General features: G+C 37.6%; 20 protein-coding genes. 9 read left to right on the forward strand and 11 right to left on the reverse strand.

The window, feature by feature from the left end; genetic code table 11:
- Positions 1–940, forward strand: a 940-nt coding sequence (gpsA, locus tag H4J50_RS14250; RefSeq protein WP_182257108.1) for an NAD(P)H-dependent glycerol-3-phosphate dehydrogenase, incomplete at its 5' end; no start/stop codon positions are given.
- Between the two features lie 232 nt (positions 941–1,172).
- Here gpsA and trmL read toward each other — a convergent pair.
- Positions 1,173–1,637 (reverse strand): tRNA (uridine(34)/cytosine(34)/5-carboxymethylaminomethyluridine(34)-2'-O)-methyltransferase TrmL, encoded by a 465-nt coding sequence (gene trmL, locus H4J50_RS14255; protein ID WP_108454721.1) that lies wholly within the window; start codon positions 1,635–1,637, stop codon positions 1,173–1,175.
- 111 nt (positions 1,638–1,748) lie between these two features.
- On the opposite strand from trmL, the gene H4J50_RS14260 reads away from it, so the two are divergent.
- Positions 1,749–2,675 carry a cation diffusion facilitator family transporter gene (locus H4J50_RS14260; RefSeq protein ID WP_204100637.1) on the forward strand — a complete coding sequence of 309 codons (927 nt, stop codon included), beginning with the start codon at positions 1,749–1,751 and terminating at the stop codon, positions 2,673–2,675.
- Between the two features lie 31 nt (positions 2,676–2,706).
- Here H4J50_RS14260 and H4J50_RS14265 read toward each other — a convergent pair whose 3' ends face one another.
- The 3 genes from H4J50_RS14265 to H4J50_RS14275 are packed head-to-tail and all read right to left on the reverse strand — an operon-like array spanning position 2,707 to position 5,874.
- Positions 2,707–3,717: an alpha/beta fold hydrolase gene (locus H4J50_RS14265; RefSeq protein WP_182257109.1), complete on the reverse strand. Its 1,011-nt coding sequence runs from the start codon at positions 3,715–3,717 to the stop codon at positions 2,707–2,709.
- Between the two features lie 49 nt (positions 3,718–3,766).
- Positions 3,767–5,173, reverse strand: a complete 1,407-nt coding sequence (locus H4J50_RS14270) for an ATP-binding protein (RefSeq protein ID WP_182257110.1) — start codon at positions 5,171–5,173, stop codon at positions 3,767–3,769.
- Positions 5,173–5,874, reverse strand: a complete 702-nt coding sequence (locus H4J50_RS14275; RefSeq protein WP_108454724.1) for a response regulator — start codon at positions 5,872–5,874, stop codon at positions 5,173–5,175. The genes H4J50_RS14270 and H4J50_RS14275 overlap by 1 nt, the downstream gene beginning before the upstream one ends.
- A gap of 175 nt (positions 5,875–6,049) precedes the next feature.
- Between H4J50_RS14275 and H4J50_RS14280 the strand changes: the two genes are divergently transcribed.
- Positions 6,050–6,538 carry a Spy/CpxP family protein refolding chaperone gene (locus H4J50_RS14280; RefSeq protein WP_182257111.1) on the forward strand — a complete coding sequence of 163 codons (489 nt, stop codon included), beginning with the start codon at positions 6,050–6,052 and terminating at the stop codon, positions 6,536–6,538.
- A gap of 3 nt (positions 6,539–6,541) precedes the next feature.
- Here H4J50_RS14280 and H4J50_RS14285 read toward each other — a convergent pair whose 3' ends face one another.
- The 5 genes from H4J50_RS14285 to rsgA all read right to left on the reverse strand — a co-directional run bounded on the left by H4J50_RS14285 (position 6,542) and on the right by rsgA (position 11,943).
- A complete protein-coding gene (locus H4J50_RS14285) occupies positions 6,542–8,500 on the reverse strand; it encodes a M56 family metallopeptidase (protein WP_182257112.1) in 1,959 nt (652 codons plus the stop codon).
- Between the two features lie 34 nt (positions 8,501–8,534).
- A complete protein-coding gene (locus H4J50_RS14290) occupies positions 8,535–8,921 on the reverse strand; it encodes a BlaI/MecI/CopY family transcriptional regulator (protein WP_108454727.1) in 387 nt (128 codons plus the stop codon).
- A gap of 257 nt (positions 8,922–9,178) precedes the next feature.
- Entirely contained in the window at positions 9,179–9,955 is a 777-nt protein-coding gene (locus tag H4J50_RS14295) for a glycerophosphodiester phosphodiesterase family protein (protein WP_182257113.1), read from the reverse strand.
- 45 nt (positions 9,956–10,000) lie between these two features.
- Positions 10,001–10,846: an archaetidylserine decarboxylase gene (gene asd / locus H4J50_RS14300; protein WP_182257120.1), complete on the reverse strand. Its 846-nt coding sequence runs from the start codon at positions 10,844–10,846 to the stop codon at positions 10,001–10,003.
- Positions 10,847–10,905: 59 nt separating this feature from the next.
- Positions 10,906–11,943, reverse strand: a complete 1,038-nt coding sequence (gene rsgA, locus H4J50_RS14305; protein ID WP_182257114.1) for a small ribosomal subunit biogenesis GTPase RsgA — start codon at positions 11,941–11,943, stop codon at positions 10,906–10,908.
- Between the two features lie 213 nt (positions 11,944–12,156).
- Between rsgA and orn the strand changes: the two genes are divergently transcribed.
- Positions 12,157–12,702, forward strand: a complete 546-nt coding sequence (gene orn / locus H4J50_RS14310; RefSeq protein WP_108454730.1) for an oligoribonuclease — start codon at positions 12,157–12,159, stop codon at positions 12,700–12,702.
- Between the two features lie 204 nt (positions 12,703–12,906).
- On the opposite strand, the gene H4J50_RS14315 is transcribed toward orn, so the two are convergent.
- Positions 12,907–13,377, reverse strand: coding sequence for a hotdog fold domain-containing protein (locus H4J50_RS14315; protein ID WP_182257115.1), 471 nt, complete (start codon positions 13,375–13,377; stop codon positions 12,907–12,909).
- A gap of 352 nt (positions 13,378–13,729) precedes the next feature.
- Between H4J50_RS14315 and H4J50_RS14320 the strand changes: the two genes are divergently transcribed.
- Genes H4J50_RS14320 through H4J50_RS14330 form a run of 3 tightly spaced genes read left to right on the forward strand, consistent with a single transcriptional unit; the run spans position 13,730 to position 19,236 of the window.
- Positions 13,730–17,362 carry a hypothetical protein gene (locus H4J50_RS14320; protein ID WP_182257116.1) on the forward strand — a complete coding sequence of 1,211 codons (3,633 nt, stop codon included), beginning with the start codon at positions 13,730–13,732 and terminating at the stop codon, positions 17,360–17,362.
- Positions 17,359–17,556, forward strand: coding sequence for a DUF1289 domain-containing protein (locus tag H4J50_RS14325; RefSeq protein WP_108454737.1), 198 nt, complete (start codon positions 17,359–17,361; stop codon positions 17,554–17,556). Before H4J50_RS14320 ends, H4J50_RS14325 begins: the two co-directional genes overlap by 4 nt.
- A gap of 30 nt (positions 17,557–17,586) precedes the next feature.
- Complete coding sequence (locus H4J50_RS14330; RefSeq protein ID WP_182257117.1) at positions 17,587–19,236, forward strand: response regulator; 1,650 nt, start codon at positions 17,587–17,589, stop codon at positions 19,234–19,236.
- A gap of 41 nt (positions 19,237–19,277) precedes the next feature.
- Here H4J50_RS14330 and queG read toward each other — a convergent pair whose 3' ends face one another.
- Positions 19,278–20,423: a tRNA epoxyqueuosine(34) reductase QueG gene (gene queG, locus H4J50_RS14335; RefSeq protein WP_182257118.1), complete on the reverse strand. Its 1,146-nt coding sequence runs from the start codon at positions 20,421–20,423 to the stop codon at positions 19,278–19,280.
- Between the two features lie 376 nt (positions 20,424–20,799).
- Here queG and tsaE point away from each other — a divergent pair, with 376 nt between their 5' ends.
- The gene (tsaE, locus tag H4J50_RS14340) at positions 20,800–21,273 is read left to right on the forward strand and encodes a tRNA (adenosine(37)-N6)-threonylcarbamoyltransferase complex ATPase subunit type 1 TsaE (protein WP_404842755.1); all 474 of its coding nucleotides are present in this window, start codon (positions 20,800–20,802) and stop codon (positions 21,271–21,273) included.
- 66 nt (positions 21,274–21,339) lie between these two features.
- The gene (locus H4J50_RS14345; RefSeq protein WP_182257119.1) at positions 21,340–21,990 is read left to right on the forward strand and encodes an AMIN domain-containing protein; all 651 of its coding nucleotides are present in this window, start codon (positions 21,340–21,342) and stop codon (positions 21,988–21,990) included.
- The last annotated feature ends 103 nt before the right edge of the window (positions 21,991–22,093 follow it).

Consider the following 22,093-nt stretch of genomic DNA (forward strand, 5'->3'; position numbering starts at 1 on the left):
CTTAGCGCGAAATGGCCATAAAACATTGCTTTGGGGACGTGATGAAAATCATGTTGCTGAAATGGCGAGCTCGCGTGCGAATGAAAAATATTTACCGGGAAGTTCTTTTCCTGAAACATTAGTCGTTACTAATGACTTAGCCAGTGTGATCGCTGCCAGTAAAAATATTTTATTAGTCGTACCTAGCCATGTTTTTGGTGAAATGCTAACGCAAATAAAACCTTTTCTTAGAAAAGATGCTCGTTTAGTTTGGGCAACAAAAGGTTTAGAGCACGATACAGGACGATTATTGCAAGATGTAGCTCGAGAGATTTTAGGTGACGATATTTCGTTAGCCGTTCTTTCTGGACCTACCTTTGCTAAAGAAATGGCAGCAGGTTTACCTACGGCTATTTCTTTATCTTCAACAGACGATGCTTTCGTTGACGACATATCGAATTTATTACACTGTGAACGCACTTTTCGGGTTTACAGTAATAAAGACTTTATTGGCATTCAACTCGGTGGTGCGGTTAAAAACGTTATTGCAATCGGTGCAGGCATGGCTGATGGCATTGGCTTTGGCGCGAATGCACGTACTGCTTTAATTACCCGTGGTTTGGCCGAGATGACGCGCTTAGGTTGTGCACTTAATGCAGAGCCATCAACCTTTATGGGCATGGCAGGGTTAGGTGATTTAGTCTTAACTTGTACCGATAACCAATCACGTAATCGTCGCTTTGGCTTAGCCTTAGGTGGTGGCGCGGGTGTTGAGCAAGCCATTGCTGATATTGGACAAGTGGTTGAAGGTTACCGAAACACTAAAGAAGTTTACATGCTAGCCCAAAGAATGGGTGTTGAAATGCCAATTGTAGAGCAAGTTTATCAGGTGCTTTATTGTGGCAAAGATGCAAGATTGGCCGCTGCTGATTTATTATCGCGTGACCGTAAATTCGAATAGCTTCAGTTGAAAAATTATAAAAAAGGCATATAAATCTTAGTTTATATGCCTTTTTTATGTACAGGATGTACGGTCAGTTTTTTTGTTCCAGACAAAAACTAAGTACCAACATCCATGTTGGCAATGTCACGATCACATGGCCGTTCTTAGCCATCCATGGCTCCACTGCATTAGTAAATCCGTGTACGTCGATGTGAATGAGTGAAGATGTACAGGATGTACAGTCAGTTTATTAAACTGAATTTGCAAAGCCTAATTGACGCCACGCTTCATAAACAATAACAGCGGTTGCGTTAGATAAATTCATACTTCGACTGTCTTTTAACATGGGTATTCTTATTTTATCTTGATCAGGTATTTGCTGCCTAACATCTTCAGGCAAACCACCAGTTTCAGAACCAAATAAAAGGTAATCACCTGCCTGAAAGTTTATATCACCATAATAACCGGTAGATTTTGTGGTTACGGCTAATACGCGCTTAGGTTGTTCAGATTCAATAAAAGATTGATAATTTGCATGACGTTTAAGCGCTGCAAACTCATGATAGTCAAGACCAGCTCTGCGTAGTTTTTTATCTTCTAGGTCAAAGCCAAGCGGCTCAATAAGATGCAATCTAAAACCTGTATTGGCACATAGACGAATAATATTGCCGGTGTTGGGTGGAATTTGAGGTTGAAATAAAACGACATCTAACATAGCAAGTGCTTAATAAGTTGTATAATTAAATGGTATTATACAGGCCTTAGGGCGAATGCTTAAGCTTTGCTTTTATAATATTAATTAAACTTTATTCATTAGGAGATTTCAGTGCCGGACAACAAGATAGATTCTAACCAATATGCATACTTGGTTAAGTTGGCTGCTTTTGCCGCCACAGCAACCGCACTGATTCTTGTAGTGCTGAAGCTCTATGCATTCTTTGTTACTGATGCTAGCGCGATGCTGGCCTCTGCTACTGATTCTATTTTAGATCTATTTGCTTCGATTATGAATGTGGTGATCTTGCGATTCGCTTTAGCACCAGCCGATAAAGAGCATAAATTTGGTCATGGTAAAGCAGAAAGTTTAGCGGGCTTAGTACAAGCGGCATTTGTTTTAGGTTCAGCATTGTTACTGGTATTTAATGGTGTTGATCGCATTATAAATCCACAAGAAGTGGTGAGAACTGAAGTCGGTATTATTGTTTCGATAATTGCCATTGTTATGACCTTGATGTTAGTGGTACTGCAAAAGTATGTTATTCACCAAACAAAGTCTGTTGCGATTAGTGCCGATGCTTTGCATTATCAGTCTGACTTAATTCTAAATTTAGGTGTGTTAGCCGCATTGTTTTTAAGCCAAGGTTATTGGTTACAAGCGGATGGATTTTTTACCGTTGCGGTGGCTATATTTTTGTTAATGGGCGCAGGTAAAATAATTTGGACCAGTGTCCATCAACTGATGGACCATGAGTTAACTACAGAAGAGCTGTCGGTTATAAAGAAAATTGTCTTAGCGCATGAAGGTACGCATGGTTTACATGAGTTGAGAACACGACAAGCAGGTCCTGACAGATTTATTCAATTCCATTTAGAGCTAGATGGCGAGTTGTCCTTGTTAGAGGCTCATACCATAGGTGAGGCTATTGAACTTGAAATTATAGAGGCGCTAGCACCGTGTGAAGTGTTTATTCATCATGACCCGTTGTCTGCTGCTAATCATCAAGATAATACCGATGACATTAAACGAATTTAGTTAGCTGAAGCAAAAAGGCGTGGTTAAAGTACTATTGATGTAACTTAAACCACGCAATGGTTTTATCTATTGCTATGTCACGGTATTGGTCTAGTTCGAAATAAAGTTCGTGATAAGCCCCTGCGATGATTTCAGGTTGACCTTCTGGGCAAGCGCTTTCATTAGCTTTATGCAGTTGCTGGCAAAAATGAAGTTGAGCTTCATTATCTACAATATGTTCACTGCCCGCTTGTAGCATTTGTATGGGTAGCGATAGTTTATCAATATCATTAAGTAAGTTGTCTGAATTAAGAACAGCTTGCTCCAACCAGTTAAATGTTACCCCGCCCAATTTTAATTCTGGCTGTGCTTTATATAACGCTTGAAAACGCTCAAAGCGTGGTAAAGAGTGCATTAAGCGATTCTCTTCAAACGTACTTTTATTCAAATCGTTTTGGCCAAAAAAATACCATGGAGTGTCTGAAAACCAACGGTTTAAAGTAGCGCCTGTTTTTATCAGTGATGTTGCCAGCCAATTTGGTGTACCGCCTCTTGATATGGCGATCATTGGTGAACTTAATGTTAGGGCTTTAATTTTATTTGGATAGAGTTGTAAATATCTTAAGGCAATGGCTCCGCCCATAGAATGCGCCAACATGTAGGCATGTTTATTATGCTCAGGATATTGTATTGGTAAAACCACGTTAAGTAAGTGGTGCAAATCTTGAGCGTATTGATCAAACTTATCAATATGACCTTGAAAACGGTTAGGGGTTAAACGTGCAGAAAGCCCTTGTCCACGATGATCTATAATGACGCTATCGTAACCCTGATTATCAAGATCAAACGCTAATTCTTGATATTTAAGGTAGCTTTCAGAGCGGCCAGGAACAATAACAATGTAAGGTTTATCAGGCCGTTTAAAATTAGTCGCATAAGCAATACTAATATTGTCGTCGGTTGTGAATGCCGCTTGCTGCACTGTTTTCCAAAAAGCTGTAATAGCGGTAACTTTTTTTGGTGTGAGTGCTCGCTTACTTTCTTCGCTAATTTCATTAGCCATTAATGGAGTTCCTAAAAATAGCCAAAAAAAGACTAATGAATATAGTAATTTAAATTTCATGTGTATTATTTTTACTGATCGCTATCGGTAATTCAATGATAACCGTTAAACCATTTTGGTTATTGTTTTGCGCACTTATAATGCCATTATGCGCAACAATGGCTTGCTTTGCTATCGCCATGCCTAATCCTGTGCCGCCTGTTGCACGATCACGCGCTTGAGCAACGCGATAAAAAGGTTCAAATAACTTAGGTAAGTCTTCAATGGGAACACCAGTACCCGTATCAATAATCTCAATAATAAATGACGTGCTTGTTTTAGTTAGATTAACCGTTACCTGATGATTTTTATGACTATAATTTATCGCGTTAACCAAAATATTATTAAGGGCACTAGACAATAAGTTCGGATCGGCTTGCAGTAACGCGGTTCCTTGATAGTCAAAGTGAATATTAATCGATTTCTCATTAGCCATATATTGCGCATCTTCAATACACAAGATTAAGAGTTGCTTTAGATCTACGGCCATTAACTCCAATTGGCTGATGGTGTTTTCTAACCTTGATAAGGATAAAACACTTGAGATCATTTCATCTAATCTAGCTATTTCGAGTTCACATCGTTGCAAATGTTTATGTAATAAAGCCTCTGAAATATTGTTTTGCTGGGCAAGACCAAGAGCAATTTGCAAGCGAGTCATAGGTGAGCGTAGCTCATGCGAAACATCTGCCATCAACCGTTGATGCGAGCCAATATTCTGCGCTAGTTTTTCTGCCATTAAGTTAAAGCTTGCCGCGCAAGCACCAATTTCATCATTACGCTGTGCAATTAAAGGAATGCGAGCATTGAATTCACCATCACCAAAACTTGCCGCTGCTTTTTGCATGGCAATAAGCGGTTTGGTGAATGAACGTGTTAGTAACCACAATAAAATAGAGCTAATAAAAATAGGAATAGCCAAACGTAGCCAAGTAGGAATACGTTGTATTATGTTGCCAGGTAGGCGTTTTCTGTCGATTGTTGCGAGATAAATTTGATAGGGAGTACCTGCAACATCAACGTTAACTGGTCCGGTCATACGGTAGAATTCAAACTTAATTGTCGTAAGGTTATCGAGATTATTTTCCGTTAAAAATGTTTGTAAGCTAGCTATTTGCCATTTGTCAGAAGCTAAGACTTCATTGGTGTTAGTATTTTTTAACAGTAATTCTCGGCCTGGCTTTCTTGATAACGTTGATAGCAATTTCTCGGTTGTATCTACGGGTGTAAGTGTTAATTTTTGCTTGATTCGCTCTACTTTGGCTACATCTGAGTGATGAGTTGGGATAATAAAGCTTTTTGTTCTAAATTGTTCAGATACTAATCGCGTGATACTAATGGTTAAAATAATAATTAACCAAAAGCAGATAAACAGCTTAGCGCCTATAGAGGAGAATTTTCTCGGTATTTTAAACATTAAATTAACTCTCCCGCTAAGAAAATATAGCCTGCTCCACGAATAGTTTTAAGTTTGTCATTAGGGCTAAAGGGTAAGAGTTTACGTCGAATATTACTCACATGCATATCTATACTGCGATCAAAAGCACTTAATTTACGTTTTAATACCTGCTCTGAAATTTCAATTTTACTGACAATTTCGCCTGGTTTTGCCATTAAATGCTCAATAATTTGGTATTCGGTACCCGTAAGCTCAATAAACTGGTCGTGACAACTGACTTCTCGGGTTGCATGATTAAGTTTTACGCCATTAACTTGTAACACTGAGCTTTGCTCTTTGCTATTTTTAACGATGTTTATTCGACGAAGAATGGCGTTAATACGTGCGAGTAATTCACGATGTTGAAAGGGTTTAGGTAAATAATCATCTGCGCCAAGTTCTAATCCTAATATTCGGGAGGCATTATCACCTTTAGCCGTTAGCATTAAAATCGGAGTTTTGTGATTGCCCCCTAACGCTTTTAATACCTCAAAACCGGTTAAGCCTGGCATCATAACATCGAGTAAAATTAGCGAAATTTTATCGTCAAATGCTTTTTCTAACCCTGAAATTCCATCATGGCAGCAGATAAGATCGAAACCTTCAGTGGCAAGGTAGTCAGTTAATAACTCAGCAAGCTCTTTGTCATCGTCGATTAATAAAAGTTTGTGCTTATTCATTGTTGCTCTCGCTAATCACTTGTTTATGTCGAACGAATCAACTTATTGATTCGAGAGGGCATGATAACGTATAAATTTAAAGCGAATTGCTATCTTTACAAAACATTTACGTTGGTTTGCGTTTCTTTTCGTTGCACAAATTATAATGATGGTGAATTAATTGAGGAACAACATTATGCAAATACAAAAACTATATTCAACAATCAAACCTTACGCTGTGATCAGCCTACTTGTGCTTGGTGGTATCAGTAGCCTTAATGTTAATGCTATGGGCCACAAAAGTGAAGCTCATAACATTGAAAAGAGCCAAGTAGAGGGCGAAAGCAGCAATAAACACCATGATAAGATGAAAAAACACTTGCATCGATTAGCGAAAAAATTGGATTTAACGTCTGAGCAACGTAATGAGATTAAGGCTATTTATGTAGCGATGAAAGAAGACAGGAAAGCAGATGAAAAATCGCTTTCTAGCTTTAAAGAACAAATGAATTCATTGCTTAAAGCAGGCAAGTTTGACGAAGCTAAGTTTAGTGTTATTTATGACAAGTATCAGAAAAACTTTAAAATGGTGGCAATGGAAAAAGCAAAGCGTCGCCATGCTATTTTGCAAGTGTTAACGCCAGAGCAACAGACAAAATATTTAACAATGCGTAAACATCGTTAAGGTTTAATTTAAAAGACTAAACGAAAATATTTTAGACATTTTGCTTTCTACCGCGCGGCCATTTTCTTTGGCTGGTAGAAAGCGCCACTTTTCCATTGCATTACGAATGGCACTTCGAAAGTAGTTCACTTTACTTTTTGATTCAAATTCAATATTTTTGACCAAGCCATTTCGGTCAATATCAAACTCAACCATAACTTCTAGTTCAATACCTTTTCTTTTTGCAGAAATAGGATATTTAGGGTCTGCAGAATTTAATAGTTTAGCCGCAACCATATTAAGCTGAAAACCCTTGTTTTCAGATGTATTATTGCTTAATTTTTCTTGATTGAAACGGTTGATATTAGCCGCCAGTTTAAGGGGATTTGATGCTTGATAATAATTGCTAGCTTGAGTTTTATTTAACGCGGTGATTACGTCATCACTTGGCGTTATTGGTTCATTTAACAAGGTACTAATTTGCTTGGAGTAAGCATTGTTTTTATCAATATTTTGTTTTGAATCTGTACGCTCAAAGGCTAAATCTGACATTGATTTAGTACGCGTTTTTGTTTGTGGTTGGTTAGTCACTAAAGCGCCACTTAACTCAGCTTGATGTTGGGTAATATTTTTTCTATCGCTTACATTCATATCAACGAAGGGGAGTTCATTGTAATAAGGGTTTGTTGTGTACTCACTGACAACGCCTTGCGACTTCAACGGGGCTTTAGTGATAGGTTGAAGCGTTGAATTAAGTTTTTGTGCTTTGCGATTCTGAGAAGGTATTGAAGATGAATCAGCACTAGTGGAATTATCTATAGCCAATAAACGGCTTGCAAGTGAACTGTTGTTATTGTCTTGCTCAATAATCATCGCTGTTTCTAATGACCAGTTTTTATTAACTTTAGCCGTAGAATTATACAATGAAATACTGCCTGATTGTAAATCAATAATGGGTAGCGTTAGCGAGTATTTTGAAAAAAGAAAAATAACCGTAAGCAAAATACTAATCGATGCTAACCACTTACCTGAGTCATTTGTTTTTGTACAATGCTGTTGATGATCTAGCAGGCGAACAACCCGTTGTTTTAGGTCTCCGCCAGAAGCTGCCATTGCCATGTTGGGAATAGTGTTATGACGATGCTTTACGCATAACGACGCGGTATCAGCCAGAGTATGTGCATAGGCGAGTGGGCTGCCGCAGTGTTGTACTGCAATGTCATCGCTGCAATATTCTCGCTCATTGCGCATTTGTTTTGAAACCCATCGCACACCAGGGTGGAAGAATAATGTAATTTCGACCAAGGTCTGTAAAAAGTTAACTAAGTAATCATGACGTCGAATATGAGCTAACTCATGGAGTAACAGCATATCTAATTGTTGTGGGGTTAATCCTGAGATCATACTAAAGGGAATCAACACAACAGGTTTTAACCAACCAATGGCCATAGGTACATCTGTTTTACTAGAAAGCAGTAAGGGTATGTGTCTTGATAAACCAACTTTCGTAATTAGGCTGTCAAAGCGCTTTTGCAACGTAGCATCAGCTGCAGAACAGCCCTGTAAAGGTAGGCGATTTACATTATATAATTCTATGATTAATTTAAGAGCTAATACGATAACGAAGCTAAGCCATACAATGGTCAATAATGGTAAATACTCTAGCCACTCTATGTACCAAACATTAGTCTGTATTTGCTCTAGATATAAGCTTTGATCAAGCAAAGGTAAAGCATACACAAGGTGTGTTACTTGACGGTAGTCGATATCATAAACTAGGAAAAAAGTAACCGCGGGTAAAATAAGGTTTGCTAGCATGGCTAACGTACTTAATGCATAACGTAGTTGAGATTTTTGGTAAGAAATTAACGACAGTAAAGCTTTTAATACCGCAGCAACAAGTACTCCTTGCCATAAAAAATGGATAAGAGTAATGGCTAAAGCAGCTAATAATGGATTATTAATTAAGCTTTCCTGAAACATGCCTATTTAAGTTACCTTTTAAGTCATAAGTTAATTAAGATTGTTGTTCTAATTCGTTAAGTAACTGTCTTATATCTTCAATTTCTTTTTTGCTGGTTGAGTTATCTAACGCACGCATGACGAGTTTTGACGTAGAACCACCAAAAGCTTTTAATACTAGGTCTTTTAATAAAGAAGATTGGGTGACCATTTCACTATTTGCCGGAGCATAAACATGTGCTCGGTTGCTTTCATCGCGAATAACTAAGGTTTTTTCGTGCATTATTTGTAGTATTTTTAATACGGTAGTGTAGCCAGTCGTTTGTGTTTGACTTACCGTTTCATGGATTTGTCGAACGGTAGCGGGTCCCATTCTCCAAAGTATATTAAGCAACGTCAGCTCAGCTTCTGTAGGCTTAATATCTGATTTATCTCGTGACATTGAGATTCCTTAGGTAATTTTATCTTTAATTAATGTACTAAACCGATTGGCGTAAGCTTACGCTATTTTCGTTCATCAGCTTGGTATTGCTATGTTGCATTATTTGCAGCGTTTTTGTGTCAATATACGAACTTACTCGTATCATATATCACCCATCCTATCTTGCGCTGAATAAATGAGCAATAGCAAATGCTAGATTGCTCAATTTTAATCTTAAAAAAACAACCTGTAGGGGTAATGCTTTTATTGTTTTTGTGCTAATTCAATGTCGAAATTATTTCGCGTGTTCGCTGTGGAAAGTTGGTAAATATGCCATCCACTTGGTAAGCAAGACATTGCTTTATTTGAACGACATTATCGACAGTATAAACCCATACTTGCAACCCTCTAAGGTGTGCGTCGTTAACAATTTCTGGGTTTAGGCATTCAATCGAAAGGTTTAACATCTTAACGTTTAATTTTTTACAAAATTCAGCGTAGGTAATGGGACAACAAGCGATAAGCGCTGCTGTTGTTATTTCAGGTAAATGTTCAGCTACCAATAAAAGTGCATGGTGATTAAACGATGAAATAACAAGTTGTTGATAAGTAATTAACTGTTGTGTTTTTGCTTGCGCTAATAGGTGACTTAATCTTTGAATTTGATCTAAAAGTTGAGCACCTTGTGCTGCTGATTTTAATTCAATATTAATCTGACATTGACCCTTAATGCATTCTAGCGCTTGATTTAACGTACAAATTTTATATTTAGCATCAGCGGCAGTGTTTAAAAGCTCATTAAGAGGTAATTGATTGAAATGAACTTTTTCGCTGATATTGCCTGTTGTACTATCAATTGTGTGGCTTTTACTTTTTTTAACATCAACATCAACTTCAAGGTAACTATCATGAAGAAGAATAAAAGTTTCGCTAGGTTGATGAAATTGTACGTCAAACTCAATAGCATCGCAGTCTTGTATTATGGCTTGTTCAAATGCTAGCAGTGAGTTTTCAGGAAATTCACCGCTAGCACCTCTATGTGCAATAATTTTCATTGACTAAAGCCCTCTGTGTTGAGGGCTTTAGTCAAAGGGAGTAACTTACGCACTTTCATTTTTGTTTACTAAATCTGCATAATGTTCACCAAGACGGGTAACGGTTTCTGGTCCGGCTGCTTGATTAAATTTCACCATGTTTGGCGCAAAGGTAGTTACAACGGTAGAGCCTAATTTAAAACGCCCCATTTCAGCACCTTTTTCCAAGGTTATAGCACTTGCTCCCTCTGACGGGTACTGCCAACGAAATACATCTTTTCCGGCCGGCGGTGTAATTGTACCTGCCCATACTGTTTCAATACTGGCTACAATGGTTGCGCCCACAAGTACCATTGCCATTGCACCATGTTCGGTATCAAATATAGCGACAACACGTTCGTTACGGGCAAATAAATTAGGCACATTATTGGCAGTTAACGGATTAACTGAAAATAAATCGCCTGGAACATAGATCATCTCACGCAAGGTGCCAGCAATTGGCATGTGAATGCGGTGGTAATCTTTAGGGGCGAGGTAAATACATGAAAACTCACCGTCTTGAAAAGGCGCTGCTGTTGCTTTATCGCCACCGAGTAAGGTTTCTAAACTGTAATTAAAGCCTTTTGCTTGAATAAGTTGACCTTGCTCAATCGGACCTTGTTGGCTGATAGCACCATCAACTGGATAACAAACCGTACTGGCATCTTCGATAAAGGTACGAGCACCGTCTTCAAGTTCACGAGTGAAAAAGTCGTTAAAAGTTTTAAAATCAGTGGCATTTTTTAATTTCGCTTCAGCCATATTGATTTCATAAGCTTTAATAAAGGAACTAATCGCTTTAGTGGTTAGCCATCCGGCTTCAGCGGCAGCGAATTTACCTACAAGTCTTGAGATAGCGTGTTTTGGCATCATGTATTGCAAAGCAATTTTAATTTTATCTAACACTGTTTTTCCTTAATTTATTTTTTGTTTTAATCATTAAAGCGCGAGGTTAGGGTGTTATCACCTAAACTGGCTAATATTTTTTGGAAACTGGCAAGACGTTCCGGGAAAATTTTGCCCTCATCTTTAGCCGCAATTAATGCACAGCCAGGATCGTTTTGATGTTTGCAGTCACGAAACTTACAGGTACCTAAATATTCGTCAAACTCGATAAAGCCATTACTTACTTGCCCAGGTGATAAATGCCATAAGCCAAACTCTCGAATACCGGGTGAGTCAATTAAATCGCCACCTTGTTCAAAATGATACAGTCGAGCAACCGTTGTGGTGTGCTGCCCAAGCCCTGAGTTTTCTGACACAATTTTAGTCATTACTCCTAACTCTGGCATTAATGTATTGGTCAGCGTTGATTTACCCACACCTGATTGACCAACAAATACACTGGTATGTTGGCTCAGCTGTAATTTTAACTCAGCAATACCTTCACCCGTTTCATTACTCACGTAAGTAACTTGATAACCGATTTTCCGGTAAATATTTAATTGCTTTTCAATCTCTTCACGATTGCTATCATCGAGTAGGTCTAATTTGTTTAAGAGAATAACCGGTGTTATACCCGTTTGTTCTGCGGCGACTAAATAACGATCGATAATGTCAGCATTAAAGGCAGGCAATACCGAGGAAACAATTAAAATTTGGCTTATGTTGGCGGCAATGGGCTTAACACCATCATAAACATCGGGTCGACTCAGTACTGAATTTCGCTCGTGAACTGCCTCTATAACACCAGAAATACTATGTTGTGTTTCTTTGCCTTTACGCCAAAGTACTTTATCGCCACAAACTAAAGACGAAATGCTGCGACGTAAATTACAACGAAAAATAATGCCGTCGCTGCTTTCAACGTCAGCATGTTGACCAAAGCGACTAATAACAGTACCTGTTTCGGCTGCAGCAAGTTCATCATCTTGCCATTGAACTTTTTCAGTAGATTTACGTAACTTCTTACTTTGGTTAGCTTTGATCTGCCGTGCTTGACCTTTGGTCAGTTTTTTGGCTTTAGCCACAAGTTAGTCTCATTTTTATGTTATCTCAGCATTTATGTATTATTCTGATAAGGCTACCGACAAATAATTTTAATCATGCTACATTCTGACGTATTATATACCCAAGCATTATATAAATGCATGTGTAATTGCGCCTTTTACAGACACTACATCGTGTAAGTGCTTTGATAATTGGAGCTAACTTGATAATAAGTAATTAACTTAGGGATAACAATGAGCGCGAATGACAGCAATTTAATTTGGTTAGATTTAGAAATGACAGGCCTTGAACCTAAGACAGATGTTATTTTAGAAATTGCGACAATAATTACCGACAGCCAACTCAATGTGTTAGCTGAAGGTCCTGTGCTTGCTATTCATCAAAGCGATGATGTTTTAAATAATATGAATGAATGGTGCATCGAGCATCATGGCCAATCAGGGTTAACACAAAGGTGTCGTGAAAGTACAACGAGTATTGAGCAAGCGAGTGCTGAAACCTTGGCATTTATTAAGCCTTATGTCACGAAAGGTAAATCACCTATGTGTGGCAACAGCATTGGACAAGATAGACGCTTTATTAATAAATACATGCTTGAATTTGAAGATTATTTTCATTATCGCAATCTCGATGTCAGTACAATTAAAGAGTTAGCACGACGCTGGAAGCCAGAAGTATTAGACAAAGTGGTTAAAACCGGTGCCCACCTAGCCATGGATGATATCCGTGAGTCGATTGCGGAACTTAAGGTTTATCAGCAACACTTTTTTAAGCTTTAAGCGTTAACTATCACATTTTGCAGGCGTTAAATTGACATAATTATACAAGCCGGTCACTTACCTTTATGCCAAGCTTTACTGTTTATTTAGCTTGGCAGTTAACGAGTGAAATATGACAACTTAGCTTATAGCATACTAAAAATTAAGCGGACCTTTAGTTACATTTTTGAGCAATTATCATCCTACTTAAAGCCTATTAATACACTATTTTACTGGCTTTTCTGATAACCATAATCTGATCTCACCATCTACAACAACGGTGCCGTGGCTATCTAGTGCTCTTACAGAAACTGATACGTCACCCACCTGCCATTGCTCAGGATTTATTTTGGCTTCAGCAATAATATCTGTTGTTGATTTTGCCAGATAATTAACATTCATTCCTTTGGGTAGCCATCGTAAATTTTTGGGTATAGATGCTTCTGTCATCGCACCCATTGCCATTTCTAATGCGTTACATATTGCAATAGCATGTACAGTGCCTATATGGTTTTGTACCGGTTTACGCTTTGGTATTAATACCTGGCAAAAATTCGTTTCTAAGTTCAATATTTTTGGCTTTATCGATTTAAAGTATGGCGCTTGCGATGCAAACACTTTACTAAATAAGGTACGGCCAAAAGGATATTTAAGGAATTTGTCTTGGAGCTTTAGCAGATAATTTGTTTGACTCATACTGGTCCAACCTTTATTCAAATTACGGTAAGTTTGCATCTTACCGTATTTTTTCTGTGATGTTTATCGCGTTTTAATTGAATTTTTATAATTGCTAATTAACTCAACGTTGGAGACATTGTAATTAAGGTGTTTGAGCTAAGATCATCAGAAGTGAGTAACTAAAGCACGTTAAAGTTAAATAATTGTGTTTTACTTTAACGCTAGCAAGCAGATTAATCGTTGCTAATTAACGTTAAATCCATACACTGTGATATAGCCAAACCATTTCATTAAACTGTTAATTTATCGAACAGGTTTGTCTTTACAAACTACCCATTATGTATTTGACCAATTAGGATAGTCCTCGTTCATGGATTCAACATTACCCTTATATCGCCAACTTACCAGCCGACTATCTTTATTAATGTTGAGCTTTGCGCTGCTTTTTATTGTTGGATTTTCGCTTTACTATCAATATGAACAAGATTTAACCCAACTTAAATATCAACAATTACCTGCAATTGAACAATTTAATCAACGCCAACAACTCCTGATTAAAAATGATCGCTTGCTCAGTGAAATAATCAGCAGTAAATACGCTACAACTTTTGCAGACAATTATTTAACTTTGAATGCTAATTTAAAGAAAATATCTGATACAAGTCGAAATAATAGAAGACGGTTAGAACAACTCTTGCAGGAGTTAAAGTTACAATCTGAAAATGTAACACTGTTGACTGAAAATGAACGACGAAATATCCAACTCAAAGATAATGTCATCATTCAACTAACATTAATTGCTGACAATTTAGCCTTGTTAATTTCTGAACAATCGGTTGAACAAAAAACATTATTCCGACAAATTAGCGTCGAAAAATCTACGGCTAGAATCACGATTAATCGCGCGAAAACATTCAGCCGTCTCATTGCTAGTTTAAAAGTCAATCATGAATTACATCAAAGTTTGATTGATACGTTAGTGATGTTTAACCAGCTTGATTTGCAATACGATCTAGCCGAGTTTGATTATATTAAACTTAAAGCTCAACGTGAGATAAGTTATTGGCTGGATCATTCTGCCACTTTAGTGTCTAAAACCCCACACGAAGAAGCTTTAACAGAACAAATTTTAGTCCTTAATGCCTTGCTATTTAGTGAGCAAAATACTTTGGCAAAATGGCGTGGTCAATTACGTATGGCAATTGATTTACAAACAGAATTAGCAAGACAAAAAACCGAACTTAGCCCCTTACTTGATGAAGTGCTTGTCGTTCAGTCGCCTAAATCTTCAATTATAGAACAACAGCTAGTGGCTGGATTAGCTATTTTAAAGCTGGATTTAGAGCCAAAATACTATATTGGTGTTATTGCAGGTGTTTTTCTATTTATTGCCATTATTTTTCTATGTTTACTGATAAGCCTGCGGAGAAAAATTAAACATTTTGGTTGGCAAAGTATAACGGTTGTTGAAGAGCTTGTGACAACAGGTGCGGTATCAACGCCAATACCAGCGCTTGAAGTTTCGACCATAATTAAAAGTATTAACCAGCTGTCCCAACCTTTACATAGTGAGGCTGATTTTCAGCTCCAGCAGCAACAGTTTCAGGCTCATAATACACTTATGTCGCGTCATACCAATGATTTTTATTGGCAGTTACCTGTAGCTTCAAAAAAACTTCAGCGAAAATTAAGCACATTATTAGCTGGCGAATCTAACGAGAAACATTGGCGTCATTTTTTTAGTCGAATTGATGTTCGCGCTATATTAACAAGCGCTAGAGCTGCTAAGAAAAACAAGTGTGTTGAAAAATTATCTGTCACCAGTAATCTAGGTAAATCGATGCGACTAACACTTGAATATATTGATGGAACTTGGTGTGGCAGTTTGTGTGATACAGAAGAGTATAGAACGCTAATAGATGAAAATTCACAATTAAAGCAGCAGCTTAAACAGCAGAATCAAACAGACAAACTGGCTATTATTAACAGCAGTGAAGATACCTTAGCTATCGTAAGTAAAGCTATGGTTCAACGACAAGTTTTTTCTTTAAATCCAAGTAATGAACAGTATGCTTATCAGCCACTACAGCAACTGCTTAGCTGGAGTGAGCAACAACGAGCCTCAGCACAACTAAGATGTGACGATTATGTTTTAACGTTATCGACCGTCGCATTAGCGAATGAAATACATACTGCATTGGCAAATGTATGTCTTTGCCAAGCGCAAAATAGTAATCATATTTATGTCGATATGGATGACAACTTAGCCACCTTGGTAACGCTTGAAAGTGAGTTTTTTCAGGCTATGTTCACGACAATTTGCCAAAAAATGTTCACAGAGCAACAGGGAGTCGATCTTAATGTTGAACTGAAAGTTATTGATGTTAATAGCGCTCAGCAAATAGTACGCGTTAGCTTTGCGATTAATAATGCGTCACAGATGCCGCCGTTAATAAAAGTAATTGACCTGTTGGCGTTTAATGATGAAGTCAGTGCAGATTATGATAACGCTACCGATAACTATTTAAGGGACTTGCAACTGGTATTTAATGTTGATAACAAAGTATGCCAATCTTTTGATAAGGGAGGTAAGTTCACTTTTGACATGCCTTTTGCTCTGGCTGAAGGTTTGAGCCAAACAAGTAAAGATAAAACGGTTAAGTTAGCAAAATGTTCGATTTTAGTGATAGCAACTGAAAAATCTCATCGTGAAAGGATTTGCCAAGCACTGAGCAAGAGCAAAGCTGTTGTTGAAACCATGCATGACTTGTTATTATTCCAGCGACAACTTAGCATCAAACACCTAACTAAAAATTCTGTTGATGTCATTATTTTATCTTCGGAAGTTTATTTATCAGATTACGACTTAATTACACAGCATCTCGCAAGTTTGCCTACTAAAATACAGCCCAAAATTTTGGTTATTCAGCCGTTCAATTATCTAACTTTGCAAAGATCTGGATTCTTTTCTTTATGTAACCTACCTTGGTTTAGTGAAGCACTTGTTGCCAATGTTGAGCAGTTACTCCAGGGCAATAGTCAGATGAATATATTGGTTGAACCTGAAATTTTCTTCCCTTATCGGTTTGAACCAGGCCAAGTTGAGGTCTTAGTGGGCGTAGAAGAAGCCAATAAAAATCAACCGTTAATTAGAATACTGCATTGGCTTGGTTTAAAGCTTACTTTAGTTTCTCATCCGGAGCATCTTGAACGCTTATGGGGAACAGGGCGATTTTTAGTGGTTATCTCTGAATTTACTGACGTTAATGTCGCCATTGATGAAGCCGTAAGCACGTGTCGTGGTGTTTTTATTTTAAACTCTAGTGCCAGTAAAAAAGCGACTATTATTGATAAAAACAAATTACCTAATACGTGGCGTGTTGAGCCCTTAGTGCCAGTGATAGATATTCAAAAGCTTACCGCGCAATTATCACCTTGGTTAAAGATGAGTATAGGCACAAATGAAAGTAATACCGTGTTAGCTCAAGTGGAAATAGGTAAAAAATCACCACTAACAAGTTTGAACGTTAATAAAGTCACGATACCGGTTGAGCAAGAGGTTGATATTGATGATATTGATGATATTGAGCAATTGTTTGATGTTGAATTAGATGACAAACATGAGCATGAACAAGAAAGCAGTTTCACAAAACATGCTTTTGATTTAAATCAATATGCACAAAACCAAGGTTCTGCCGAGCTAGCTGCTTTTATGCTAGACGATTATTTAACTGATATTACGGCTGATGCCCAAACGCTTATTGCTGCGATTAATGAAAAGAATTATACGTTAGCAAATCAAACGTTATCGTCGTTAATTAAATTAGCGAATGTCATTGCCGCTAAGCGTTTAATAGTCCAATGTGAAGATCTTACTCTACTATTGAATGAGTATAGTAGCGATAGCGAATTATCCATTAAACAACATGAGGCATTGCAAAATCAATTAAATCACCTAAAACCATGTATAGTTGAATTAACCAATTTTGCAGAAGCCATATGAATATAAAATACCATCAGTCAACAGAACCGGTTGCTAGCCCTTGTGTTCGTAATTGTTGCTTGAATCAGCAAGATGTTTGTTTAGGTTGCTTTCGCCATATAGACGAAATTATGGCTTGGGGTAAGCTCGATACTAACGCAAAGAAAAACGTACTTAACTTATGCGAGCAACGTCAGCAGCAGATAAAAAAATAGCGTGCTAGGTCAATAGCCAGTAGGTATAAAATGGAAGAAGTCGATAAAAATACATTAGCGCAACTTGATCAACTCAATGTTCTGATTATAGACGACAATTTACTTGTTCATAGCATTTTGAAAGAGAGCTTATTCGCCTTAGGTATTAAAGAAGTGCGTTGCGCACAAAATGCCTACTACGGACTTAGGTTGTGCGATGAAATGTTTTTTCATATTGTAATTTGCGCCTTTAATGTTAAAAGTGACAAAGACGGATTTCATTTATTAGAAGAATTAAAGTTTAAAGGCCATGTTACTAAAACTACGGTTTTAATCTTTCTTAGTACCGAAACGAATGAGTCATTAGTTAACTCTATTATTGAATTGCAACCAGATGACTTCTGGACGAAGCCACTGGCTATAAAAAAAGTACGCAGCCGTTTTATTGCCCTATTAAAGGTGAAGCAAGTGTTGTTTAATATTAACAATGCTATAGATAAAAAGTCTTATTCCAAAGCACTCTATTTTGCCGATCGCCACCTACAAAATGAAAAGCTCGCCTTTTACCATCCTAATATTAACCGCATTAAAGGCGAGTCATACATGGCTTTGCGTGAATTTGAAGAAGCAGAGAAATTTTATTTTCAACTTTTTAAGCAATATAAATATTCTTGGGTCTATTTGGGTTACGCCAAAGCTTTATTAAAGCAAGGGCGCTTAGAAGAAATTAGCGATATGTTAAAAACCTTAATTGATAAACCTGACACACGCTTTGGTGCCCACGATATGATGGCACAGTACTTCATAGAACAAGAAGACTACGAGCAAGCGTATGAAGAAATTAAAAAAGCCATGGCGCTGGCTCCTCGAAATATAGAACGTAATAAAAAATCATGGGATTTAGCACGCTTAACGCATGATCATAAAGGCCAGTATGTCGCGACTAAAAACATTGCACAACAAGCGAAAAACTCTATTCATGACTCACCTGAGCTACTACTTAATGTTATTAGAGCAAGCATTGACCTGGCCTGTGCAACCCCTGATGAAAGCACTAATGAGTTACTGCAGCAAACCGAGCGTTATATTAGACAATTTGAACATGATCTTCACGATGCCAACCACTTTAAACAACAACTCATTGTAGTAAAAGCCAGATTGCACAATGTTCGAAATGAACGAGAAAAAGCGACTAAGTTGGTTGATAACCATATGTCACTTATGCCAACTAGCATAGTAGAAGATAACTTAGATCGCGTGAAAGTTTTACATGAACTCGGTATGCGTGAAGATGCTATTGATTTGCTTGCTGCTATAAATAATCAAATTGCCGGAGACTCGTTAAACAGCCAAGTTGTTCGACGTTATATCGCGCAAGAAAGCGAACAACGTGAAGAAATTCACTTTACGGCTAAAGAGCTAAATAGCATGGCCGTAGAGCACTTTCAGAAAAATCGATTATTACCAGCGCTTGAGGCAATAAAACAAGCATTGAAGCTTAGTCCAAAGAATATAAAACTATTATTTAGTCAGTTAAAAATAATGATCAAAATTACCCAAGAAGACCAAGATACAGAGGAGCTCCGAGAAGGAGCAGAAAAGATTATTGCTGAGCTGCAACACCATAAACTTGAAGGGAAAAGCCTGGTTACGTTTGAAGATTTAATGCTGAAATGGCAAAAAGTAATCAGCAAAGATTAACGACTTCTTACTTAACCAAACCTTACATAATATTAATATCATTAAGCGTCGCGTGGCATGCCTTTTTCAACCGAGCGAATTAACCGTGCCGTTAGACGTAAGTTTTTATCTTGAACTAGCGCTTTTTGCTTTAATGCTTGTTGTGCTAATGCCCATTCAATGTGTTCTGCAACCATAGCCTCAGCATTTGCCAGTGCAGCGGTTAAGGCATTTACATTGTTCTGAGAAAAGTCAGCGTTACCAAGTGCAACGGCTATATTACGTTGCCAGGATTGAAAACCAATACGTCGTATAGGTGAGCCCTCTGTTTTACTTAGAAAGGTCGCCTCGTTCCAAGCAAATAAAGTTAATAAGTCGATATTGTCTAAATTTTGTCGAGGCTTAAAATCGTCTTCACTACCCAGTTTGGCAAATTTGTTCCATGGGCAAATTAATTGACAATCATCACAGCCATAAATTCTATTACCAATTAATGGTCGAAACTCTTCAGGAATAGCTTCTCGTAGCTCTATAGTAAGATAAGATATGCAACGCCTAGCATCAACAACGTAAGGCTCAACTATCGCTTGAGTAGGGCAAATTTTAATACATGCCACACAGGTTCCACAGTTATTCTCTGCTTTAGTATCGGTAATTAAGGGGATATCAACCAAAAGCTCGCCGAGAAAAAACCACGAACCTGCTTGTTTGTTGATCAGTAACGAGTGTTTACCAACCCAGCCTAAGCCCGCTTTTTCAGCTAAAGGTCTTTCTAATATTGGGGCGGAATCAACAAAAGGACGATAATTAAAGTTTTCACAATGAGCTTCAATTTTTTCGCCTAATTGCTTAAGGCGTTTACGCATTAATTTATGGTAATCACGACCTAGGGCATAACGACTAATATAAGCGTGTTCTTTACTCTTTAAAATACGAGCAAACTTAGCATCAGTAGGTAAGTAATCCATACGTACGCTGATAACATTAAGTGTACCTTCTACCAACTCTTTTGCCCTAGCGCGCATTAAACCATGACGCGCCATATAATCCATGTTGCCATGATAATTATTTTCTAACCACTGCGTTAAAGCAGCTTCATGCTCAGACAAGTCAACATCGCTAATGCCCACCTGTGAAAAGCCGAGCGCTTCGCCCCAAAGTTTAATTTGTTCGGTTAATGTTTGATAATTAATAACAGATGTTGTCATGGCTGCAGAATATTAAAAAATTTAGGTGATATTGAAAGTGTGACAGATTAACACATCGCGCTTATAAGGTTAATTTAAGTGAGCTTTAGTGCGAAAAATATGAAGATAAAATAGCAAACAAATCATATAAAAGTTAATGATTCCGCGATCAGCGCTTTTAGAATTGAGTGCGTAAGCGTTAAATCAATCCATATTTTCTCCAAGGTCACATGGGTGTGACTGTATTCACAGCGATACAGCTGATATTATTACCAACACTGATGTCTACATGCTGACAAAAACGTGAGTTATAGTGCCTAAATTGACCTGCTAATTAATGGTAATTGTGCAGTAGATAAGATACTTTATATCTCATAACAAAATGATGAATAATATAGTGACAAAACAAACGTTTATATTAGCCGATGAATTGGCGACAATTGCTTTAGGTAAACAACTCGCTGATATTGTAAAAATAGAGCTTAAACAAGGTATTATTGTTTTTTTAAATGGTGATCTTGGCGCAGGAAAAACCACTTTAACGCGTGGCTTTGTGCAAGGAATGGGACATGTTGGTAATGTTAAAAGCCCAACATACACCTTAGTTGAACCTTATGATTTGCAAGATTGGCAAGTTTACCACTTCGATTTATACCGTTTAGCCGACGCTGAAGAGTTAGAGTACATGGGTATTCGAGATTACTTTAGTAGCCATTGTTGTAGTTTTATTGAGTGGCCTGAAAAAGGTCAAGGTATGCTGCCAAAAGCTGACATGACTATTGATTTAGCTTATCTTGATGAACAACGTCAAGTGTCACTACAAGCCAATACGCCATTAGGTGAATTACTGTTATCATTTTTGGTAAAATAAAACACTTTTAATGCATTGGTTTCAACAGCATTAGAATTTAAGCAGATACACGAAGGAATAGATTCGATGCACTTAAGCAGTATTGTAAAAAAATTAACCGCCGTATTCATGCTTTGGCTTGTTTATGCAACGGCGGTTAACGCAAACAACAGTATTGAAAGTGTACGAATATGGCCTGCGCCAGAAAATACCCGTATTGTTTTTGATCTGAGCAATAAACCTGACTTTAAATATTTTTCTTTAAAATCCCCACAACGCTTAGTTATCGACTTTAAAAATAGTACAAATAATGCTGAATTAATGTCAGCCATTAAAGCGGATCGCCGAGTCCAGAAAATTCGCACCAGTCGTTCAAAAGAAAAAGGCACTACCCGATTAGTATTGGAATTAGCTGAAGACTACAGAGTGTCGGTATTTCCATTAGCGCCAGCAGGGCAGTACAGTGACCGCTTAGTTATTGATCTTTATGACAAGAATAGCCAACCGATTGCTACATACGATAACAGCAAAGGTAAACGCGATATTGTTATTGCTATTGTTGCAGGTCATGGCGGTGAAGACCCCGGTTCAATAGGCGCTTCAGGTACTTATGAGAAGCATGTCACCCTAAAAATAGCGCAAAAACTTGCTCATCTAATTAATAAAAAACAAGGGCTAAAAGCGGTGATGATCCGCAGCGGCGATTATTATGTTCTCAAGTTTCGGGGTTCAAAATAGACGAGGAAATAACAATAACCTAATGATTTAAAAGAAGTTGATGCCTCATTGTGGTAAAATACTTGTTAACTAGACAACGTAAAAAACCACAAGAGACATCGAA

The sequence above is a fragment of the Colwellia sp. 6M3 genome, from assembly GCF_014077595.1.
In the GTDB taxonomy this organism is placed as follows: domain Bacteria; phylum Pseudomonadota; class Gammaproteobacteria; order Enterobacterales; family Alteromonadaceae; genus Cognaticolwellia.